Origin of the sequence: Clostridium sp. MB05 (assembly GCF_046581255.1) — a bacterium.
Classification (GTDB): Bacteria; Bacillota; Clostridia; order Clostridiales; family Clostridiaceae; genus Clostridium.
Window position 1 is genome coordinate 2,673,805 of record NZ_CP174370.1, and the last position, 15,988, is coordinate 2,689,792.

The following is a 15,988-nucleotide window of genomic DNA, read 5'->3' on the forward strand; positions in this document are numbered from 1 at the left end:
ATTTTGTACTCTTTATCTTGGCAAGTGTACTATTTTATTACTTATGTTTATTCACTTAAGTTTGCAAAGAAGTTTTTTGTTAAGTCTACTACTACTGAATCATTTTTTCCTGGGATTTTCATTCCCTCTTTATTAGCTGCATCTACTATATCTGAAAGCGGCTCATATTTTAATAAGTTTACTTTTAATGCTTTTCCTTCTTCTGTAGCAACCTTCATCTCATTTTTAACTTTAGAAAGATCATTTTGCATTTTATAAACCTTACCATCTCTTGCTATGCTACTAATACCTAGAACTAATGCAATACAAGACACTTGTAATATATTTTTTACAGTAGCCTTTTTCGCTTGTCTTTCTTTTTTTTGTGACTCTCTTTGTTTTCTCTCCTGATTTTCTTTTTCTATTCTTTTGTCTATTTCATCATATTTTCTCTTTGGATTTAATGCTGTATTACCCCTTATATAATCATATTCTCTATCAACCATTTTATTACATCTCCTCTGCATTTTACTTAATTTTTTTAAATTCTCTCTATAACCCTCAACTTAGCACTTCTACTTCTTGGATTTTCTTCTACTTCATTTTTTGTAGGCTCTATAGCCTTTCTACTTATTAACTTCACCTTAGCTTTTCCACCACAAACACAAATTGGAAACTCTTTAGGACAGGTACATGAAGTAGCTAGTTCCTTGAACTTAACTTTAACTATTCTATCTTCTAAGGAGTGGAATGTTATTATTGCCATTCTTCCCCCTTTATTTAATCTATTTACTCCATCTTCAATAGCCTTATTTAATATAGATAATTCACTGTTCACTTCTATCCTTATCGCTTGAAAAGTCCTTTTAGCAGGATGTGGTCCTTCTCTTCTAGCTCTTGCAGGTATAGCAGCTTTTATTATTTCTACTAATTCCAAAGTTGTTTCTATAGGCTTATTTTGTCTGTTTTCTACTATGAATTTAGCAATTCTCTTTGCAAATTTTTCTTCACCATAATCTCTAATTATCCTATATATCTCTTCTTCTTCATATTCATTTATAACTTCATATGCAGATAGTGAGTTTTCTCTATTCATTCTCATATCTAAAGGAGCATCTTGCATGTAACTAAAGCCCCTATCCCCCTCATCTAATTGATAAGAAGAAACTCCTAAATCCATAAGCATACCATCAATTTTTTCAATATCTAAATTATTTAATATAGAATCAATATTATAAAAATTACTATGGACAAACTTTACATTTTTAAAACTTTGTAACCTTTCACCAGCTGCTTTTAATGCATCTTTATCCTGATCTACTCCAATCAAAGTTCCACTTTCTGATAAATTTTTTAATATTTCTAAAGAATGTCCTCCACCGCCAAGTGTTCCATCCACATATATTCCATCTTCTTTAATATTTAATCCCTCTATGCACTCATTTAAAAGTACAGAAACATGTTTAAAATCCATAATCTTACTCCTTATATTCCTAAATCGCTCATTTTTTCAGCAATAGAATCATAATCTATATCCGACTCATTGTATTCTTGCCACTTTTCCTTGCTCCAAATTTCAACCCTAGTCAATACTCCTATACTTACTATTTCCTTTTCTATATTTGCATATTCCTTTAAATTTTGAGGAATTAAACCTCTTCCTTGTTTATCTACTTCAATTTCGCAGGCTCCTGAAAAAAAGAATCTTACGAATGCTCGTGCATCTCTATTTGTAAGTGGTAAAGATTTTAATTTTAATTCAAGAGCTTTCCATTCTTCCATAGGATAAGCATAAAGACATCCATCTAAGCCTTTTGTAATAACAAAATTATTACCAAGCCCATCTCTCAGCTTTGCAGGGACTATCATTCTATTCTTAGCATCTATTGCATGTTGATATTCTCCTATAAACATCTTTACCCCTACCTTTTATAAATTCGCTCCACTTTTAACCACTTTTAACCACTTTATACTATTATTTTATAGAATTTTAAGCAAATCTTCAAGGCTTATTTGATTTTTTAAGAATTTTATTTTACATAATTAATAAAAAGTTATAAAATTTGATGCAATAAAAAAAGACTGATATTACTCAGTCTTTTTTATAAGATATAATTAAACATTAAATCTAAAGTTAACTACATCTCCATCTTTCATAACATATTCTTTACCTTCTAATCTATAAAGTCCTTTTTCTTTAGCAGCTGCTTCTGATCCACATTCAACTAAATCATCATAAGAAACTATTTCTGCTCTTATAAATCCTCTTTCTATATCTGAATGTATTTTTCCTGCTGCTTGTGGTGCCTTTGTTCCTTCTTTAATTGTCCAGGCTCTTACTTCTTGAACTCCTGCTGTTAAATAACTTATTAGTCCTAATAATTTATAACTACCTCTTATAAGTTGGTCTAAACCTGATTCTGTTAAGCCATATTCACTTAACATTTCTTGCTTCTCATCTTCCTCTAAACCTGATAATTCTTCTTCTAATTTTGCACAAACAACAACAACCTCTGAGTTTTCACTTTCAGCATGGGCTCTCACTTTTTGAACATATTGATTATTTGTGTTTCCTTCCATCATATCATCTTCTGATATATTACATGCATAAAGAACCGGTTTTGAAGTTATTAAGAATAATCCTTTTATTAATTCTTCTTCTTCTTCAGTAACTTCTAATGTCCTTATTGGTAAGTTTTGTTCTAAATGTGCTTTAACTTTTTCCATTAATGCATATTCTTCTTTTGCCTTTTTATCTCCAGACCTTACTTGCTTAATTGATCTTTCCATTCTTCTTTCTAAAACTTCTAAATCAGCAAATATAAGCTCTAAGTTTATAGTTTCTATATCTCTTATTGGATCTACTGAACCTTCTACATGAACAACATTTCCATCATCAAAACATCTCACTACATGTACTATGGCAGAAACTTCTCTTATATGAGATAAAAATTTATTTCCTAAGCCTTCACCTTTTGAAGCTCCCTTTACTAAACCTGCTATATCGTAAAACTCAACTGCAGTATAGACTTTCTTCTTAGTATTATACATCTTTTCTAAAACATCTAATCTTTCATCTGGTACACTAACTACTCCAACATTTGGTTCTATAGTACAAAAAGGATAGTTTGCTGACTCCGCTCCAGCTTTTGTAATTGCATTAAATAAAGTGCTTTTACCTACATTTGGTAAACCAACTATTCCTAAATTCATCTATGTACATTCCTTTCTTATCTTAATCATATCTTTAAAATTATACTCTACAATATTAATAATTTCAACATTTAAAGAAATATAGAAAGGCAATTAATAGCATTTATACATTGTATTTCTATGTGTAAAAGAATTATTTTAGATAAAAATAAGATTATATATAAGTTGTAATAAAGATTATACATTTATTAAAGAATATTATCTTTAATGTATTACAAATAAAGCTAATATTATAACAACTTATATAAAAATTTGGCTGTGTTAGAGAAAAATCTCTAACAGGGCGAAAAATTTAAATATATATAAGTAAAAAGGTGGTGAAATAATGAAAAAATTTAATGTATTTACAGCTTCATTAATAACTTTAATTCTTATTTTCACATCTTCTCTTACAAATGCAAATGTACTTGTTTCTGATGATTTAGAACTAAATTGGTACTTTGTTAATAGAGAAAAAGGAAAAACTCCTGAGCCTCCAAAAGAATCAGTAGCTTTCTTTAGTGAACTTGGCGCTTATTATGTAGGCGATACAAACTCAAAAGTATTATATTTAACATTTGATGAGGGTTATGAAAATGGAAACACTCCAAAAATTTTAGATATTTTAAAAGATCAACAAGTTCCTGCTGCATTTTTTGTAGTTAAGCCCTATGTAAAGGAACATCCTGAAATAGTAAAAAGAATGGTAGAGGAAGGACACTTGGTATGTAATCATACCTCTCATCATCCATCAATGGCTAGTATATTAGATAATGATAAATTTAATAAGGAATTTACTGAAGTTGAAGAAGAATTTAAGGCCTTAACATCTCAAGATATGCCTAAATTCTTTAGGCCTCCTATGGGTAAATACTCTAAAAATTCTTTAAAGAAAACACAGGGTTTAGGATATAAAACTATATTTTGGAGTTTTGCTTATAAAGATTGGCTTGTAGATAATCAACCTGAAGAATCTGCTGCAATAAAGAAAATATTAAATGGAGCCCATCCAGGATCTATAATGTTATTACATGCAGTTTCAAATACAAATACTAAAATATTAAAGGATGTTATTAAAGAACTTAAATCTGAAGGATATGAATTTAAATCATTAAATGAACTACCCTAAAAAAATATAGTCTCTAAAGAGACTATATTTTTTTAGGGTATATAATATTTTCAACACTATTTATTAAATTACATTTTTTTATGTATGATTCATTTATTATTAATTTACATTTATTTTCTATTTCCTCACAAATATCTTCATCTCTTAAAAAATTTAAATTCACTTTAACATTAATTACCGAGCTCTCTATTGCAGAATGTAATAAAATCGTTGCTACACCAGCATCTGAAATTAAGTTTTTATTACCATACTTAATTGCAAATTCAATATTATCATAGAATTTAATACATTCTTCCGCTAAAGAAAGTGGAGTTTCCATTGCTTTAAAAGTATTTTTCTTTATCTTTTCTTCTCTGAATTTAAGTTCTACCTCTTTTTCTTTAGGAAATTTATAGCTATCCATAAGATTTAAAAAATCTTCCCTATCACTTTCCATAAAACTTTGAGCACTTTTCGTAAATTTTTCTGCTTCCTCTTGTAAATTTATCATTATATTCTTTTCTTCATCATTTAGCTTTTCGAAGACTTTTTTACCTACTGTCAATGAATAGACCATTGAATTCAAGCTAGATGCTAAAGCTGCAACTAAGGCTGCAGTACTTCCACCTCCTGGTGAAGGAGCATTAGAAGATAATTCACTTATAAATTTATCTATACTATAATCTTTAAATAACATATTTATCCTCTCTCATTTAATACTAAATTGTAAACTTCTATTATTTCATTAGTTATTTTTTCCTTAGAAAATTTAGCTATACACATATTTCTAATTTTATTTGAGTTGTAATTTCCTATGTTATCTCTAACATATTCCATAGCCTTTCCTAATTCATCAATATCATCCACCTTAACTATTTTCCCATTATTACTATCTATAATATCCTCAGCACCACCATTATAAGTTCCTATAATAGGTTTACCTGATGCAAGTGCTTCTATATAAACAACTCCAAAAGTTTCATATTTTGATGCTAAAACAAAGGAATCACAAGAACTCATATATTCAGAAACCTCTTCTCTAGATAAAGCTCCTACAAAATCAACTTGATTTCTTATTCCTAAATCCTCACATAGCTTAATTAAATATTCTTTTTGGCTTCCATCTCCACCTATAATAAGTTTAGATGAAGTTTCTTTAAAATATTTATTAAAAGCCTTTATAAGAATATCCATTCCTTTTTCGCCTTCTAAAAAAGCTAAAGAAAAAAAAGTAAAATCTTTATTTTCAGCTTTTTTTATATGAAAATTCTCTACAGGTATTAAGTTATGTATAACCTCTATATCTTTTCTACCAGAAAATTCAGAGATCTCTTTCTTTAATCCATTTCCTACCGCTATAAGTTTATCTGCTTCAACATAAGATTTTTTTATTAAAGGTTTATAACTTTCCTTTATGTAAATAGCTTTTTCCAATGAAGAATGTTCTGTTATTATTAAAGGTATATTATATTTTTTTGAAATATAATTCGCACTTATTCCAGCCCAAAAAGAAGATTGACAATGTATTATATCTATCTTTCCCTCTTTTTTTATTATTTCTTTATATAACTTTTCTAGCCTTTTATTAAATATTTTAAACATCATAGGATTTTTAGGTAGAAAATTATAATTCTTATATCTATAGGTTTTTAGCCCTTCTTCAATATTATAATTTAATCCTATTTTTTCTTTAACCTTAAAAGCCAAAGTCAAAGGCCAAATTTCATTATAAGCTACAGTAATTTTTACACCTCTATTTTGTAATGCTAATGCTTGTTCTTTAAAAAAACTTCCATGCACAGGGTTTCTTTTATTATGATACCATGATGGTATAAACATAACATGCATAACTAATCCCCCTTTAAAATAGAATTTAATTTTTTAGATATATTTTCCCACTCATATTCTGTAATTGGATTAGACTTTTTACCTTCTAATATTTTATTAGATAACTCTATAAGCCCATCAAATATTTCCTCTGATCTGTTTAATGAAACTTCACACTTTTCTAAACCACTTACCACATCTATTATAGGATCATTTTCGTCTCCTAAAACTACCAATATATATCCATAACATCCAAAATAATCATATATCTTAGCAGGTATTTGTTTTGATTTTTTATTTCCAAATAGAAGTAAAACATCTGCATTTATCATATAACCTAAGGCTTCTCTATAAGGAATCCTACTTGAAACTGTAACATTACTTATTTGACATAACTCAGTTTTAATTTTCTCATCGTCTATATTTCCAAAGAAAAGTATATTTAACTTTTCATAAAGTTCTATATTTTCTATACTTAACCTTTTTATTGCTTCCATAAAGGGCTTTACATCCCTAAGCTTAGAAAAAATCTCTCCAGTATAAATAATATTTATTTTTTTATTATCAATTAGTAAAGGTCTTTCATTTATTTTTATATCATTATAAACTTTCTCATCATATCCTCTAGTTATTATATAAGTATCTTCCTTTTTAATATTATATGTATCCATATAATCATCTCTATTAGCCTTAGTTACAAAAATAAACTTATCTGCTAAAGCAACAATATTTTTCTCATATCCTTCTTCAAAGTTTCTTCTTATTGAGCTAGATCCTTCTCTAGTAGAATCCTTAAGCCAAGGATCGCTCCAATAAGTTATCCATTTTAAATTAGGATATTTTTTCTTAATTTTGTATGCACAAATGTGACTTGATGGTGGTTCATGCATAGAAAACATAACATCAAAGTTTTCTTTCTCCATTAATTTTATTCCGTATTCACTTGCTTTAAATGCCCAATACAAATACATATCTGGAACTGCAAATATTTTTTTCACTCTTCTTAAAGCACTTTTAATTTTAACTTTACTCACATTTTTCTTAATAGTACTTCCTTCTTGAGCTTTTTTAGGCATAATTAGCTCAAATATCTTGCCTCCTGATATTATATGTAAGTTAATTCTTTTATCTAGCATTTTAAAAATATATTCATCATAATAAACTGAATTTACAGGAAAGTTTACAGTTAATAAATGAATCTCGTTTTCTTCAATTTTTGCTAAATTATTTAAATATTGAAGAGTTTCTATAGATGCTGAATTATTTATTAATGGCGAATAACATGCAATAAATAATATTTTCATTTTATTAAACTAAACCTCCCTTCTAACTTTTCCTTTTATCATGCTTAATCTTATACCTACAAAAGGTCCTTGTATTGAATATCCTAAAAGAGCCATAGCTGTTAACATAACAGCTTCTGAATCAAACTTTCCTCTCTCATAAAATACAGAAACTATCTCTTTTCTTAAAAATACTGATTCATGTATTGCAACGTATATATCGTATGCTTCTCCAACTCCAAAATGATATGCCGCAAGCATATCTCTACCAAATCCTATTATTCTACTTAATATAGTCATAGCCATAACTATAAAAGTTGCTTTAAATATCTTATTTTTGCTCATACATCACCTTTTTATTTTTAAATACTAATAATAAAAATTTAGGAATACTTCCAAGCCTCTTTATTCTCCAAGGCTCTTTTGCAACTCTATAAAGCCATTCTAATCCAAGTTTTATCATCCATTTAGGAGCTCTATTAACTTTTTCTGCAATTACATCAAAGCTTCCTCCAACCCCCATAAATATTTTGCATGGTAACTCATCCATATATTTAACTATAAATTTCTCTTGCCTTGGACATCCCATTGCAACAAAAATAGCATATGGCTTTTTTTCTTTTATTTCGTTTAATATCTCATCAGAATTATTAATATCAAAAAATCCATTTCTATATCCTACTATATTTATATTTGGATATTTAACCATTAAATTTGCAACACAAGCTTTAATATTTTCATCAGATGTTCCTAAAAGATATATTCCTTTATCTTCTCTTTCACATCTTTTTATTATTTCCTTCATTAAATCTATTCCTGCAATTTTTTCTTTAACAGGAGTTTTTAAACGCTTGGCTGCAATTTGCAATCCAACACCATCAGGTATTATAAATGATTTATTAGATTTAAAATTATTTAATAATTCCTCATTGTATAATCCTGTGTATAACACCTCGGGATTTCCTGATATAATATGCACCTTATTAAATTTATCTATATATTTTAAAGCATCTATTAAGGTGTTTTTATAAACTTTATATCCCAAGACATCAATAAAATTATTATCTTTCATTTCTTCTCCTCAATAATATATTTATTAAAATTATTTATAAATATAATACCATATTTATCTACTTTACTAAAGAAATAAATTGTATATATAAATTTGGGAGTTTAATATTTAAACTCCCAATTCAACTTTATTTATTTAACATTTTCTCTAAATCTTTCACTACTTCATCTTCTGGATTTAACTTTTTAGCTATATTTAAATGTAACTTAGCTTCCTCTAAATTATTTAAATTAACATAGCACATAACTATATTAGTACATACTTCTACTTCTTTAGTAACCTCAAATGCCTTTTTAAAATATCTTATTGCGCTTTGGAAATCATTAATACATGCATAATTTATTCCAAGTTCAACTACCACTTCATATATGCCACTTTCTTTTTGTAAGCTTTCATTTAAATAATATATAGCTTTTTCATAATTTTCTATTTTTCTATATGCAACTCCTAAATAGTAATAAATTAATGGATTTTTCTCAAACTTTTCTACCAATTTTAAAAGAAGTTCTATTGTTTTGCTAGGATTATCATTTAAATGCTCTATAGCAATTTCATAATTGGAAACGTTAGTAATATCATCAATAACTATCTTTATATTTTCTGTTACTTCTCCACCCTTATTTAAATACTCGTTTATTGAAACCTTTGCTCCTTTGAAATCTCCATCATCTTTTAATATTAAAGCCTTATAAAGATAAGCCTCTGGAGCTTTCAACAAATTAATCTCACAATATTCAATATCCTGTAATAATATTTCTTTAAAAGTACTATCCTTTTCTCTTATATTTTCCCCAACTAATAATAGTTTCTTCATAATATCAATATCTTTTGAATATCTGTAAAAACCTTTTAATAATAAGTAAGCATCTATCATTAAATCATCTTTTATTTTTTTGGAAACTATACTTTTTATACAATTCTCTGTATCTTTTATATAAGTTAATATTGTTTCATAATCTTCATTAAACTTCAGATTTTCATCTGCTCCTAAGGCAAAAAACATTCCTTCTATAAAGTAATATATAGGTAAATTTTTTATTTTAATTTCATTATTTACATTTGATGTTATGTAATCTGGGGATATAGGTAAATATAAATCTTTATTTTTAAAAGTTACATAACTAGGAATATTTATACTTTCTTTAAATCCTTCTTTATTCATTTCTAAAAATAGTAATTTACCTAACTTTTCTTTAAATGCTGCATTATAATCCAATACAGATCCCTCCTTAAAAATAACTTTATTATAAATGATAATCTCCCATTATAATCAATATACTTATTTTTTATTTTTATATATTGAAAAATATATACATGTAAGAAATAAATTTATAAAATTTTATAATTATTTGCATGACAAAAAAACCTTAAATAGCTTTTTAAAAATTTAAAGGTTTATAGCTTTTAAAGTTTATTAATTAAAACTATACGCCTTTAAAATTGACTTTTTAGATATATTTGCTAATACTCTCATTTTCCTCTGCATTGTTATTAAAATAACTCACACATACCCATTTATCTCTTGTAATAATACTTTCAATATTACTTATTCTATATTCCCAACTCTAAATATCATTGCAAGTCTACATGATAATTCTAATTATATTTTTCTTTTCATAATTTTACAAGACAATTTTCTATAAAAACAAGTAATTATATCTTTTTAAAGCCCCTTCTCTTACGTCGCTCTTACCATCATATTCTTTAACCAATTTATCTATATAAATTTTAGAACAATTTAATAATTCAATTAGCTTCTTCATTTAATAGATGCTGAACATATGTTTTAGCAAAAACTCCACATCTTGCTACTATAGAATAAATTACACTATACTCTTTCGCCAATTCATTCGATCCAATTGTATCAACCTTTAAAAGAGATGCCATTTGACCAGTAAAGTCCCCAAAGCTGAGCTGGTGGCTTGATTAAGCCTTATAAATGCATACATTCGCTTTGATAATTTCCACACCATTTCTTTTGCATATTTCCCTTAACATCTTACCTGTTTCAACTTTGTACTTTCCATATATTATCTGTCTTCTATACTTTGACGCAAATACTATATGATATCGGCATCTCCATTTTGTCTACTGGTATAGCCAGTGGTTATCAAAACAAAAAAGTCATATTTTGAGTACATTCTCAAAATATGACCTTTATATTATTTGTTAAAAAGTAACATTAGCACTAGGGTATAATGTTGTTCCTCCAATTGTAACTTTTATTTCATTTGTTAAAGGAACATTTTGTTCATTAATTATATTTCTCCAGCCTTCCCATGCTAGTCCAGTTAATTCCCAAGCTAATATCTTTATATTTTTAGCATTAGCTGGCAATGGTATTACTGTATTAAAATGAGCAGTTTTATTTTTATCGTTTCCTTCCCATTCTTTATGTGTTAATATCTCTTCTCCATTTTCATCATAAGAAACTTCATCCCATGATACTTCAAATTGTGCAACATACGCTCCATAATGATCTAAAATAATTTTACCTTTTGAATATTCTGTAGAAGTAGTTTCTACATAATCTGTTTTATTATGAACAGCTGCAACTGAATTATCTCTTAAGAAAACACTTGTATAAGAAATCGGATATCCCGGATTTCTAGTACTAAACACTGCATTATTTTTAATTACATTTCTTACTTCATCAAAATCCTTAGTAATAATCTTATTATGCTCACTTGAGTCACCACCTAAAACTACAGCTGTAAAAGAACTATCATCATATATATCTTTATATTGATTGTTAGTATTAATACTACCATCTTTTAGTAATGCCTTAAAAGCCGCTTGTACATCTTTACTCTTTGAATTTGTTTCTAACTTTACATAAATAGTTCTACCGTAGGCTACATTTGATACCATAACTGGTGGTGCTTGATTACTTACACCTTTTCGTGTTAATTCATTAAATGTAACGCTCTCATCAAAAAGATCTGAAGGATTATTTGGTAATTCTGCACTTACAGTATAAAATATTTGCTTATATGCTGCTACCATAACCTTCTTTTCACCATTACTAACTGCATCGAAATCGATTCCAAGAGAATTGTTAAGTACATTGGCGTTTACATTAAGAGCACTAGCTATTTGAGATTTACTATAGACCATAGACTCTGAATACTGTGTTCTAGCTGGTAATGTATGTGAATTTGAATACTTATTGTTCCATAAAGAAACTAAATCATCAATAGCTCCAGATACATTTCCATAAGTTGGATTGTTAACAGTGGTTATTTTCTCTTTTCCCATACCTGGTAAATCTATACTTATGTTTAATGGTTTTCTTTTAGCAGTTAATAAATTAGGTTTATTATCTACAAAATCACCATTAACAAGTTGTAATGCACCTGGGTATGTTCTATCTGTTACTGAGTCAATAATTGAAATGTCTACAGGAGATGTTGTTATTGATTTTTTATTTCTCTCTACAACTATAAATTTATCATTTGAAAATAGGCCTTCTTTTGGAACAAAGCTTTCTACCCTATCTCCATTAGAGGCTAAAACTTCATATTTGTTGTAGTCTAAATTTGATATCCCTAAATCGATATCACTAGCATTATCATTCTTAGCTACTAGATTTGTGTCTATCGCTTTTACAGGATAAGATACAATACTTAAACTAAAAATTGCGCAAAGTAGTAACATTTTTTTATTAATTTGTTTTAAGAATTCCATCTTTCATTTCCCCCTTAAAATATTAAAAATTCATCTCCTTTGTCTTAATTTTAACAATTTTCTTTATTAAAATAAATAGTTTTTTAGAAATTTTTACATTTGCTAACAATAATACTGTTCATTTACCATTTTTGAATTTTTTATGAATTTTTTTATATATCTTCATAATTTTTTCTGCATTATTTACCATTATTTTACTGTTATTTTGTTTATATTATTTATTTAATACAATTTCAAATTAAATTTTTTAAATTTGAAATGATATTTATTAATATAATTTATATTAACTAGAAAAAGTGAGTATAATAGTTAAAAATTTATTCTCCAATAGTATGTAATAAATTATCTTTATTAAATAAAAAATTAACAATTATTGAGAAATTCAATAAAATTAATCATCTATTTTTAAAAAGTATGTACTATCCCATTATTTCATCTTTTAACAGATATAATAACTATTAAAACACATAAAGACCTAGAAGCGAAATAACACCTCTAAGTCTTTGATATTATTTTATATAATCCCATTAATATTTTTTATTAGTACCATCCTAAATAAAAACTATATTGCTATTATATTAAACTTTAAGCATCTATCTTCATTGGCCTTTAATAAATATTCTTCATGAGGTGTTGCCCCCCAACTATCATCTCCACCTACCCCTGTTTGTTTTGATGATACTTTTATAACAGTATTGTAGACTTTCGGCAATTCATAGTGATGATTTGCATTATCTAGTTCATGAGGTGTAAATGGCAATGCACTAAAATCTAATGAATCTCCAAATATCTTTACTCCATGGCCTTTGTTATCAGTAATTTTAGCCCACCTAACCCCTGTTCTATTACCGCACTCTTGTGGTACAACATACTTTGACACATTATCACTAACCTTTATTTTATAAACATCGAGTCTTGCTCCTTTATTTCTATCTTGATAATTCTCATCTGCTCCATACCCATAATATTCTAAGTTGTCATATAAACATGGAATCTTAAATATCATTCCAAAGTCAAGCATATTAGGTAAATTTTCAGTTCCCTTATATTCTAATTCAACCTCTATTTTTCCATCACCATAAACAACATAAGTAAGCTTACAGTTAGTGGTTGGTATTGTCGGTAACTCATAAGTATATGATATACTTGCATTATAATCACTAATTTTTGTTTCTATATCTATTATATTTTGATATAAACTAGCACCTTTCCACATAGATGATTTAAATCCCATCTTACTACCGTTATCATTATCTGTTATAGCTCTCCAAAAATTCGGTTTAGGAATTGAACTTATAAGCTCTACATCTCTATGTTTATAAGAAATCAACCCACCATATGCCTTTGAGAACATTATCTGGAAGTATTCTCCCTTTACTCCAAAATTAAATTCACAATTACTTACTACTATTTTTTCTAATTTATTCTCTTCTTCTTGTTCAACATTATAAACACATTGACCATAAGCCACTTCATGCCCTTTATTTGCCCATAATGTATCTTCTTTTAAAACTATAGATACATTAACAATATATTCACCTTTCTCCTTAGCTTTTCTTATAGGTAATTGAATTTTCTTTTCTTCTTGTGGTGATAATTCTACTTCTAAATAGCCTTCTTCTTTTACTTCACCATTTTTTAATAATGAATACTTTAATTTATACTTGCTCATATCAATAAATAAATTATTATTTTTTATAACAGCAGATGTTTCCTCTACATTTACCATGAAGCTTTGGTAATTATATTTAACCTCTTGCATTTTAGGTGAGACCTTTCTATCTGCATATACTATTCCATTGGTGCAAAAATTATAATCTGTTGGTCTATCTCCAAAATCTCCACCAAAAGCAATATATTCTTTTCCGTATATATCTTTTGTTAATATTCCTTGATCTATATAATCCCAAATAAATCCACCTTGATACATTAGATATTTTTCTGAAAGATCTGTGTATTTGTGCATACCGCCATTTGAATTTCCCATGGAATGTGTATATTCACATAATATAAAAGGCTTTTTAGGATTATCATTTAAATACTTTTCTATATCCCAAACCTTAGCATACATCCTGCTTTCCATATCACTTGTATCATTAAATCTTCTATCTTGAAATACTCCCTCATAATGAACTAACCTTGAATCATCTCTTTCTTTAAAAAGCTGAGACATTTTATATATATTTTCTCCACCAAAGGACTCATTACCACAGGACCAAATTAATATTGATGGATGATTCTTATCCCTTTCAAGCATTGCACTAGCTCTAGAAAGAACAGCTTCTAGCCATTGACTTTTCCCATCTGGAATAACATTTACATAATCTATTCTACCAATGTTTTGCCAAGTTCCATGAGTTTCTAAATTTGCTTCATCAATTAAATATAAACCATACTCATCACACAATTCATAGAAATAACTGTTATTTGGATAATGTGATGTTCTTACTGCATTAATATTATTTTGCTTAATAGTTTTAACATCATAAAGCATTTCTTCTTTAGATATATTTCTTCCATTATACATACTAAATTCATGTCTATTTACACCTTTAAAAACTATTCTTCTTCCATTAATATGCATAATATTATTTATCATTTTAAACTCTCTAAACCCAACTTTTTCAGTTACAACTTCTACTATTTCATTATTATCATCAAGAATTTCAATTATTAAATTATATAAATTAGGCTTTTCAGCACTCCATAATTTTATATTGTTTACTTCAAATTTTATTTCTAAATTGCAGTCTTCTTTAGATTTATCTATATTCTTACCTATATTTATAATATTTTCAGAATTTATTAAAGAAGTTGCATCTTTAGAATCTATTAAAGATAATCTTAATGACCCTTTTAATCCGCCTAAAATATCTAATTGTATATTAAGATCACTATCCTTATAATTATTTTTTAGACTTGTCTTTATGAACATATCTCTTATATGAGTTTTAGGTATTGTATAAAGATATACATCTCTAAAAATTCCTGAAAACCTCCAAAAATCTTGATCTTCTAGCCAACTACCTGTACTAAATTTTACTACCATTACAGCAAGTCTATTTTTACCTTCTTTTATATATGGTGTTAAATCAAATTCAGCTGGAGTAAAACTATCTTCACTATATCCAACAAACTCTCCATTAAGCCATATATAAAAAGCTGACTCTACCCCTTGAAAGGATATATAAATAGGTTTATCTTTCCATTCATTATTAATATAAAAATCCTTTGCATATCTACCAACAGGATTAAAGTCCTTTGGTATTTGTGGAGGTATAAGATTCTCATGTCCATCCCAAGGATACATTGTATTTACATAATGAGGTTTACCATACCCTTGTAATTGAATATGCCCTGGAACCTCTATAGTATCCCAGTTATCAACCCTAAAATCTTCTTTATAGAAGTCCTTTTGCATATTATATAGATTGTTCGCATAATTAAACTTCCAGCTTCCATTTAATGAAGATTTCATATATGTTTTATTAGAAGTAGCTTCCTCCATATTTTTAAAATATTTGTGATCAGAATGATATTTCATTCTATTCACTTGAAAAATTTCTGGATCCTCTAACCATTCCAAATCAAAGTTATTCATAATATCCCCCTTTATCTCAACTTGCAATTTTCTATACTTTCATAAGTCTTTTATTAAATTCTAATAAATTTATCCCATTAAAAGAATGATTTTTATTAGTATTTTTTGATATATATTAACTTTTACTAATATTGTAATCTTCTCCAATCTGTATATTAATTTATTATTAATATTTCTATTAAGAAAAGAGACCTTCTTACAAAGTAAATATAAGAAGATCCCTTTTATTATTTGCCCTA

The 15,988-nt window shown here is 27.3% G+C and carries 15 protein-coding genes and 1 pseudogene; 1 reads left to right on the forward strand and 15 read right to left on the reverse strand.

Going from position 1 to position 15,988, the window contains the following annotated elements:
* Positions 1-47: 47 nt before the first annotated feature.
* The 4 genes from ACH36K_RS12540 to ychF form a co-directional block, all read right to left on the reverse strand.
* Positions 48-485 carry a cell division protein FtsL gene (locus ACH36K_RS12540; RefSeq protein WP_411167957.1) on the reverse strand — a complete coding sequence of 146 codons (438 nt, stop codon included), beginning with the start codon at positions 483-485 and terminating at the stop codon, positions 48-50.
* A 35-nt stretch (positions 486-520) separates the two neighbouring features.
* Positions 521-1,453: a 16S rRNA (cytosine(1402)-N(4))-methyltransferase RsmH gene (rsmH, locus tag ACH36K_RS12545; protein WP_411167958.1), complete on the reverse strand. Its 933-nt coding sequence runs from the start codon at positions 1,451-1,453 to the stop codon at positions 521-523.
* Positions 1,454-1,464: 11 nt separating this feature from the next.
* Complete coding sequence (gene mraZ / locus ACH36K_RS12550; RefSeq protein WP_411167959.1) at positions 1,465-1,893, reverse strand: division/cell wall cluster transcriptional repressor MraZ; 429 nt, start codon at positions 1,891-1,893, stop codon at positions 1,465-1,467.
* 201 nt (positions 1,894-2,094) lie between these two features.
* Entirely contained in the window at positions 2,095-3,192 is a 1,098-nt protein-coding gene (gene ychF / locus ACH36K_RS12555) for a redox-regulated ATPase YchF (protein WP_411167960.1), read from the reverse strand.
* A gap of 325 nt (positions 3,193-3,517) precedes the next feature.
* On the opposite strand from ychF, the gene pdaA reads away from it, so the two are divergent.
* The gene (gene pdaA / locus ACH36K_RS12560) at positions 3,518-4,300 is read left to right on the forward strand and encodes a delta-lactam-biosynthetic de-N-acetylase (RefSeq protein ID WP_411167961.1); all 783 of its coding nucleotides are present in this window, start codon (positions 3,518-3,520) and stop codon (positions 4,298-4,300) included.
* A 22-nt stretch (positions 4,301-4,322) separates the two neighbouring features.
* Here the strand turns inward: pdaA and ACH36K_RS12565 are convergent, their stop codons facing one another.
* From ACH36K_RS12565 to ACH36K_RS12615, 11 genes and pseudogenes are all read right to left on the reverse strand, one after another.
* The gene (locus ACH36K_RS12565) at positions 4,323-4,976 is read right to left on the reverse strand and encodes a cyclodeaminase/cyclohydrolase family protein (RefSeq protein ID WP_411167962.1); all 654 of its coding nucleotides are present in this window, start codon (positions 4,974-4,976) and stop codon (positions 4,323-4,325) included.
* A gap of 2 nt (positions 4,977-4,978) precedes the next feature.
* Positions 4,979-6,127: a glycosyltransferase gene (locus ACH36K_RS12570; RefSeq protein WP_411167963.1), complete on the reverse strand. Its 1,149-nt coding sequence runs from the start codon at positions 6,125-6,127 to the stop codon at positions 4,979-4,981.
* Between the two features lie 2 nt (positions 6,128-6,129).
* Positions 6,130-7,410: a glycosyltransferase gene (locus ACH36K_RS12575; protein WP_411167964.1), complete on the reverse strand. Its 1,281-nt coding sequence runs from the start codon at positions 7,408-7,410 to the stop codon at positions 6,130-6,132.
* A 9-nt stretch (positions 7,411-7,419) separates the two neighbouring features.
* Positions 7,420-7,734, reverse strand: coding sequence for a hypothetical protein (locus ACH36K_RS12580; protein ID WP_411167965.1), 315 nt, complete (start codon positions 7,732-7,734; stop codon positions 7,420-7,422).
* Positions 7,721-8,461 carry a WecB/TagA/CpsF family glycosyltransferase gene (locus ACH36K_RS12585; RefSeq protein ID WP_411167966.1) on the reverse strand — a complete coding sequence of 247 codons (741 nt, stop codon included), beginning with the start codon at positions 8,459-8,461 and terminating at the stop codon, positions 7,721-7,723. Before ACH36K_RS12585 ends, ACH36K_RS12580 begins: the two co-directional genes overlap by 14 nt.
* Before the next feature lie 127 nt (positions 8,462-8,588).
* The gene (locus ACH36K_RS12590; RefSeq protein WP_411167967.1) at positions 8,589-9,677 is read right to left on the reverse strand and encodes a tetratricopeptide repeat protein; all 1,089 of its coding nucleotides are present in this window, start codon (positions 9,675-9,677) and stop codon (positions 8,589-8,591) included.
* Between the two features lie 421 nt (positions 9,678-10,098).
* Entirely contained in the window at positions 10,099-10,224 is a 126-nt protein-coding gene (locus ACH36K_RS12595) for a hypothetical protein (protein WP_411167968.1), read from the reverse strand.
* Positions 10,208-10,348 carry a hypothetical protein gene (locus ACH36K_RS12600; protein WP_411167969.1) on the reverse strand — a complete coding sequence of 47 codons (141 nt, stop codon included), beginning with the start codon at positions 10,346-10,348 and terminating at the stop codon, positions 10,208-10,210. Before ACH36K_RS12600 ends, ACH36K_RS12595 begins: the two co-directional genes overlap by 17 nt.
* Positions 10,349-10,402: 54 nt before the next feature.
* Positions 10,403-10,549: pseudogene (locus ACH36K_RS12605) on the reverse strand (transposase); the annotation flags it as partial.
* Positions 10,550-10,630: 81 nt separating this feature from the next.
* Positions 10,631-12,148 (reverse strand): thiol-activated cytolysin family protein, encoded by a 1,518-nt coding sequence (locus ACH36K_RS12610; protein ID WP_411167970.1) that lies wholly within the window; start codon positions 12,146-12,148, stop codon positions 10,631-10,633.
* A 562-nt stretch (positions 12,149-12,710) separates the two neighbouring features.
* Positions 12,711-15,749 carry a glycoside hydrolase family 2 TIM barrel-domain containing protein gene (locus ACH36K_RS12615; RefSeq protein WP_411167971.1) on the reverse strand — a complete coding sequence of 1,013 codons (3,039 nt, stop codon included), beginning with the start codon at positions 15,747-15,749 and terminating at the stop codon, positions 12,711-12,713.
* Positions 15,750-15,988: the final 239 nt, after the last annotated feature.

Coding starts and splice junctions, on each gene's coding strand:
- ACH36K_RS12570 (WP_411167963.1), bottom strand. CDS start 6,127: ATGCATGTTATGTTTATACCATCATGGTATCATAATAAAAGAAACCCT.
- ACH36K_RS12565 (WP_411167962.1), bottom strand. CDS start 4,976: ATGTTATTTAAAGATTATAGTATAGATAAATTTATAAGTGAATTATCT.
- ACH36K_RS12615 (WP_411167971.1), bottom strand. CDS start 15,749: ATGAATAACTTTGATTTGGAATGGTTAGAGGATCCAGAAATTTTTCAA.
- ACH36K_RS12600 (WP_411167969.1), bottom strand. CDS start 10,348: ATGGCATCTCTTTTAAAGGTTGATACAATTGGATCGAATGAATTGGCG.
- ychF (WP_411167960.1), bottom strand. CDS start 3,192: ATGAATTTAGGAATAGTTGGTTTACCAAATGTAGGTAAAAGCACTTTA.
- ACH36K_RS12610 (WP_411167970.1), bottom strand. CDS start 12,148: ATGGAATTCTTAAAACAAATTAATAAAAAAATGTTACTACTTTGCGCA.
- pdaA (WP_411167961.1), top strand. CDS start 3,518: ATGAAAAAATTTAATGTATTTACAGCTTCATTAATAACTTTAATTCTT.
- ACH36K_RS12575 (WP_411167964.1), bottom strand. CDS start 7,410: ATGAAAATATTATTTATTGCATGTTATTCGCCATTAATAAATAATTCA.
- rsmH (WP_411167958.1), bottom strand. CDS start 1,453: ATGGATTTTAAACATGTTTCTGTACTTTTAAATGAGTGCATAGAGGGA.
- ACH36K_RS12585 (WP_411167966.1), bottom strand. CDS start 8,461: ATGAAAGATAATAATTTTATTGATGTCTTGGGATATAAAGTTTATAAA.
- ACH36K_RS12580 (WP_411167965.1), bottom strand. CDS start 7,734: ATGAGCAAAAATAAGATATTTAAAGCAACTTTTATAGTTATGGCTATG.
- mraZ (WP_411167959.1), bottom strand. CDS start 1,893: ATGTTTATAGGAGAATATCAACATGCAATAGATGCTAAGAATAGAATG.
- ACH36K_RS12540 (WP_411167957.1), bottom strand. CDS start 485: ATGGTTGATAGAGAATATGATTATATAAGGGGTAATACAGCATTAAAT.
- ACH36K_RS12595 (WP_411167968.1), bottom strand. CDS start 10,224: ATGAAGAAGCTAATTGAATTATTAAATTGTTCTAAAATTTATATAGAT.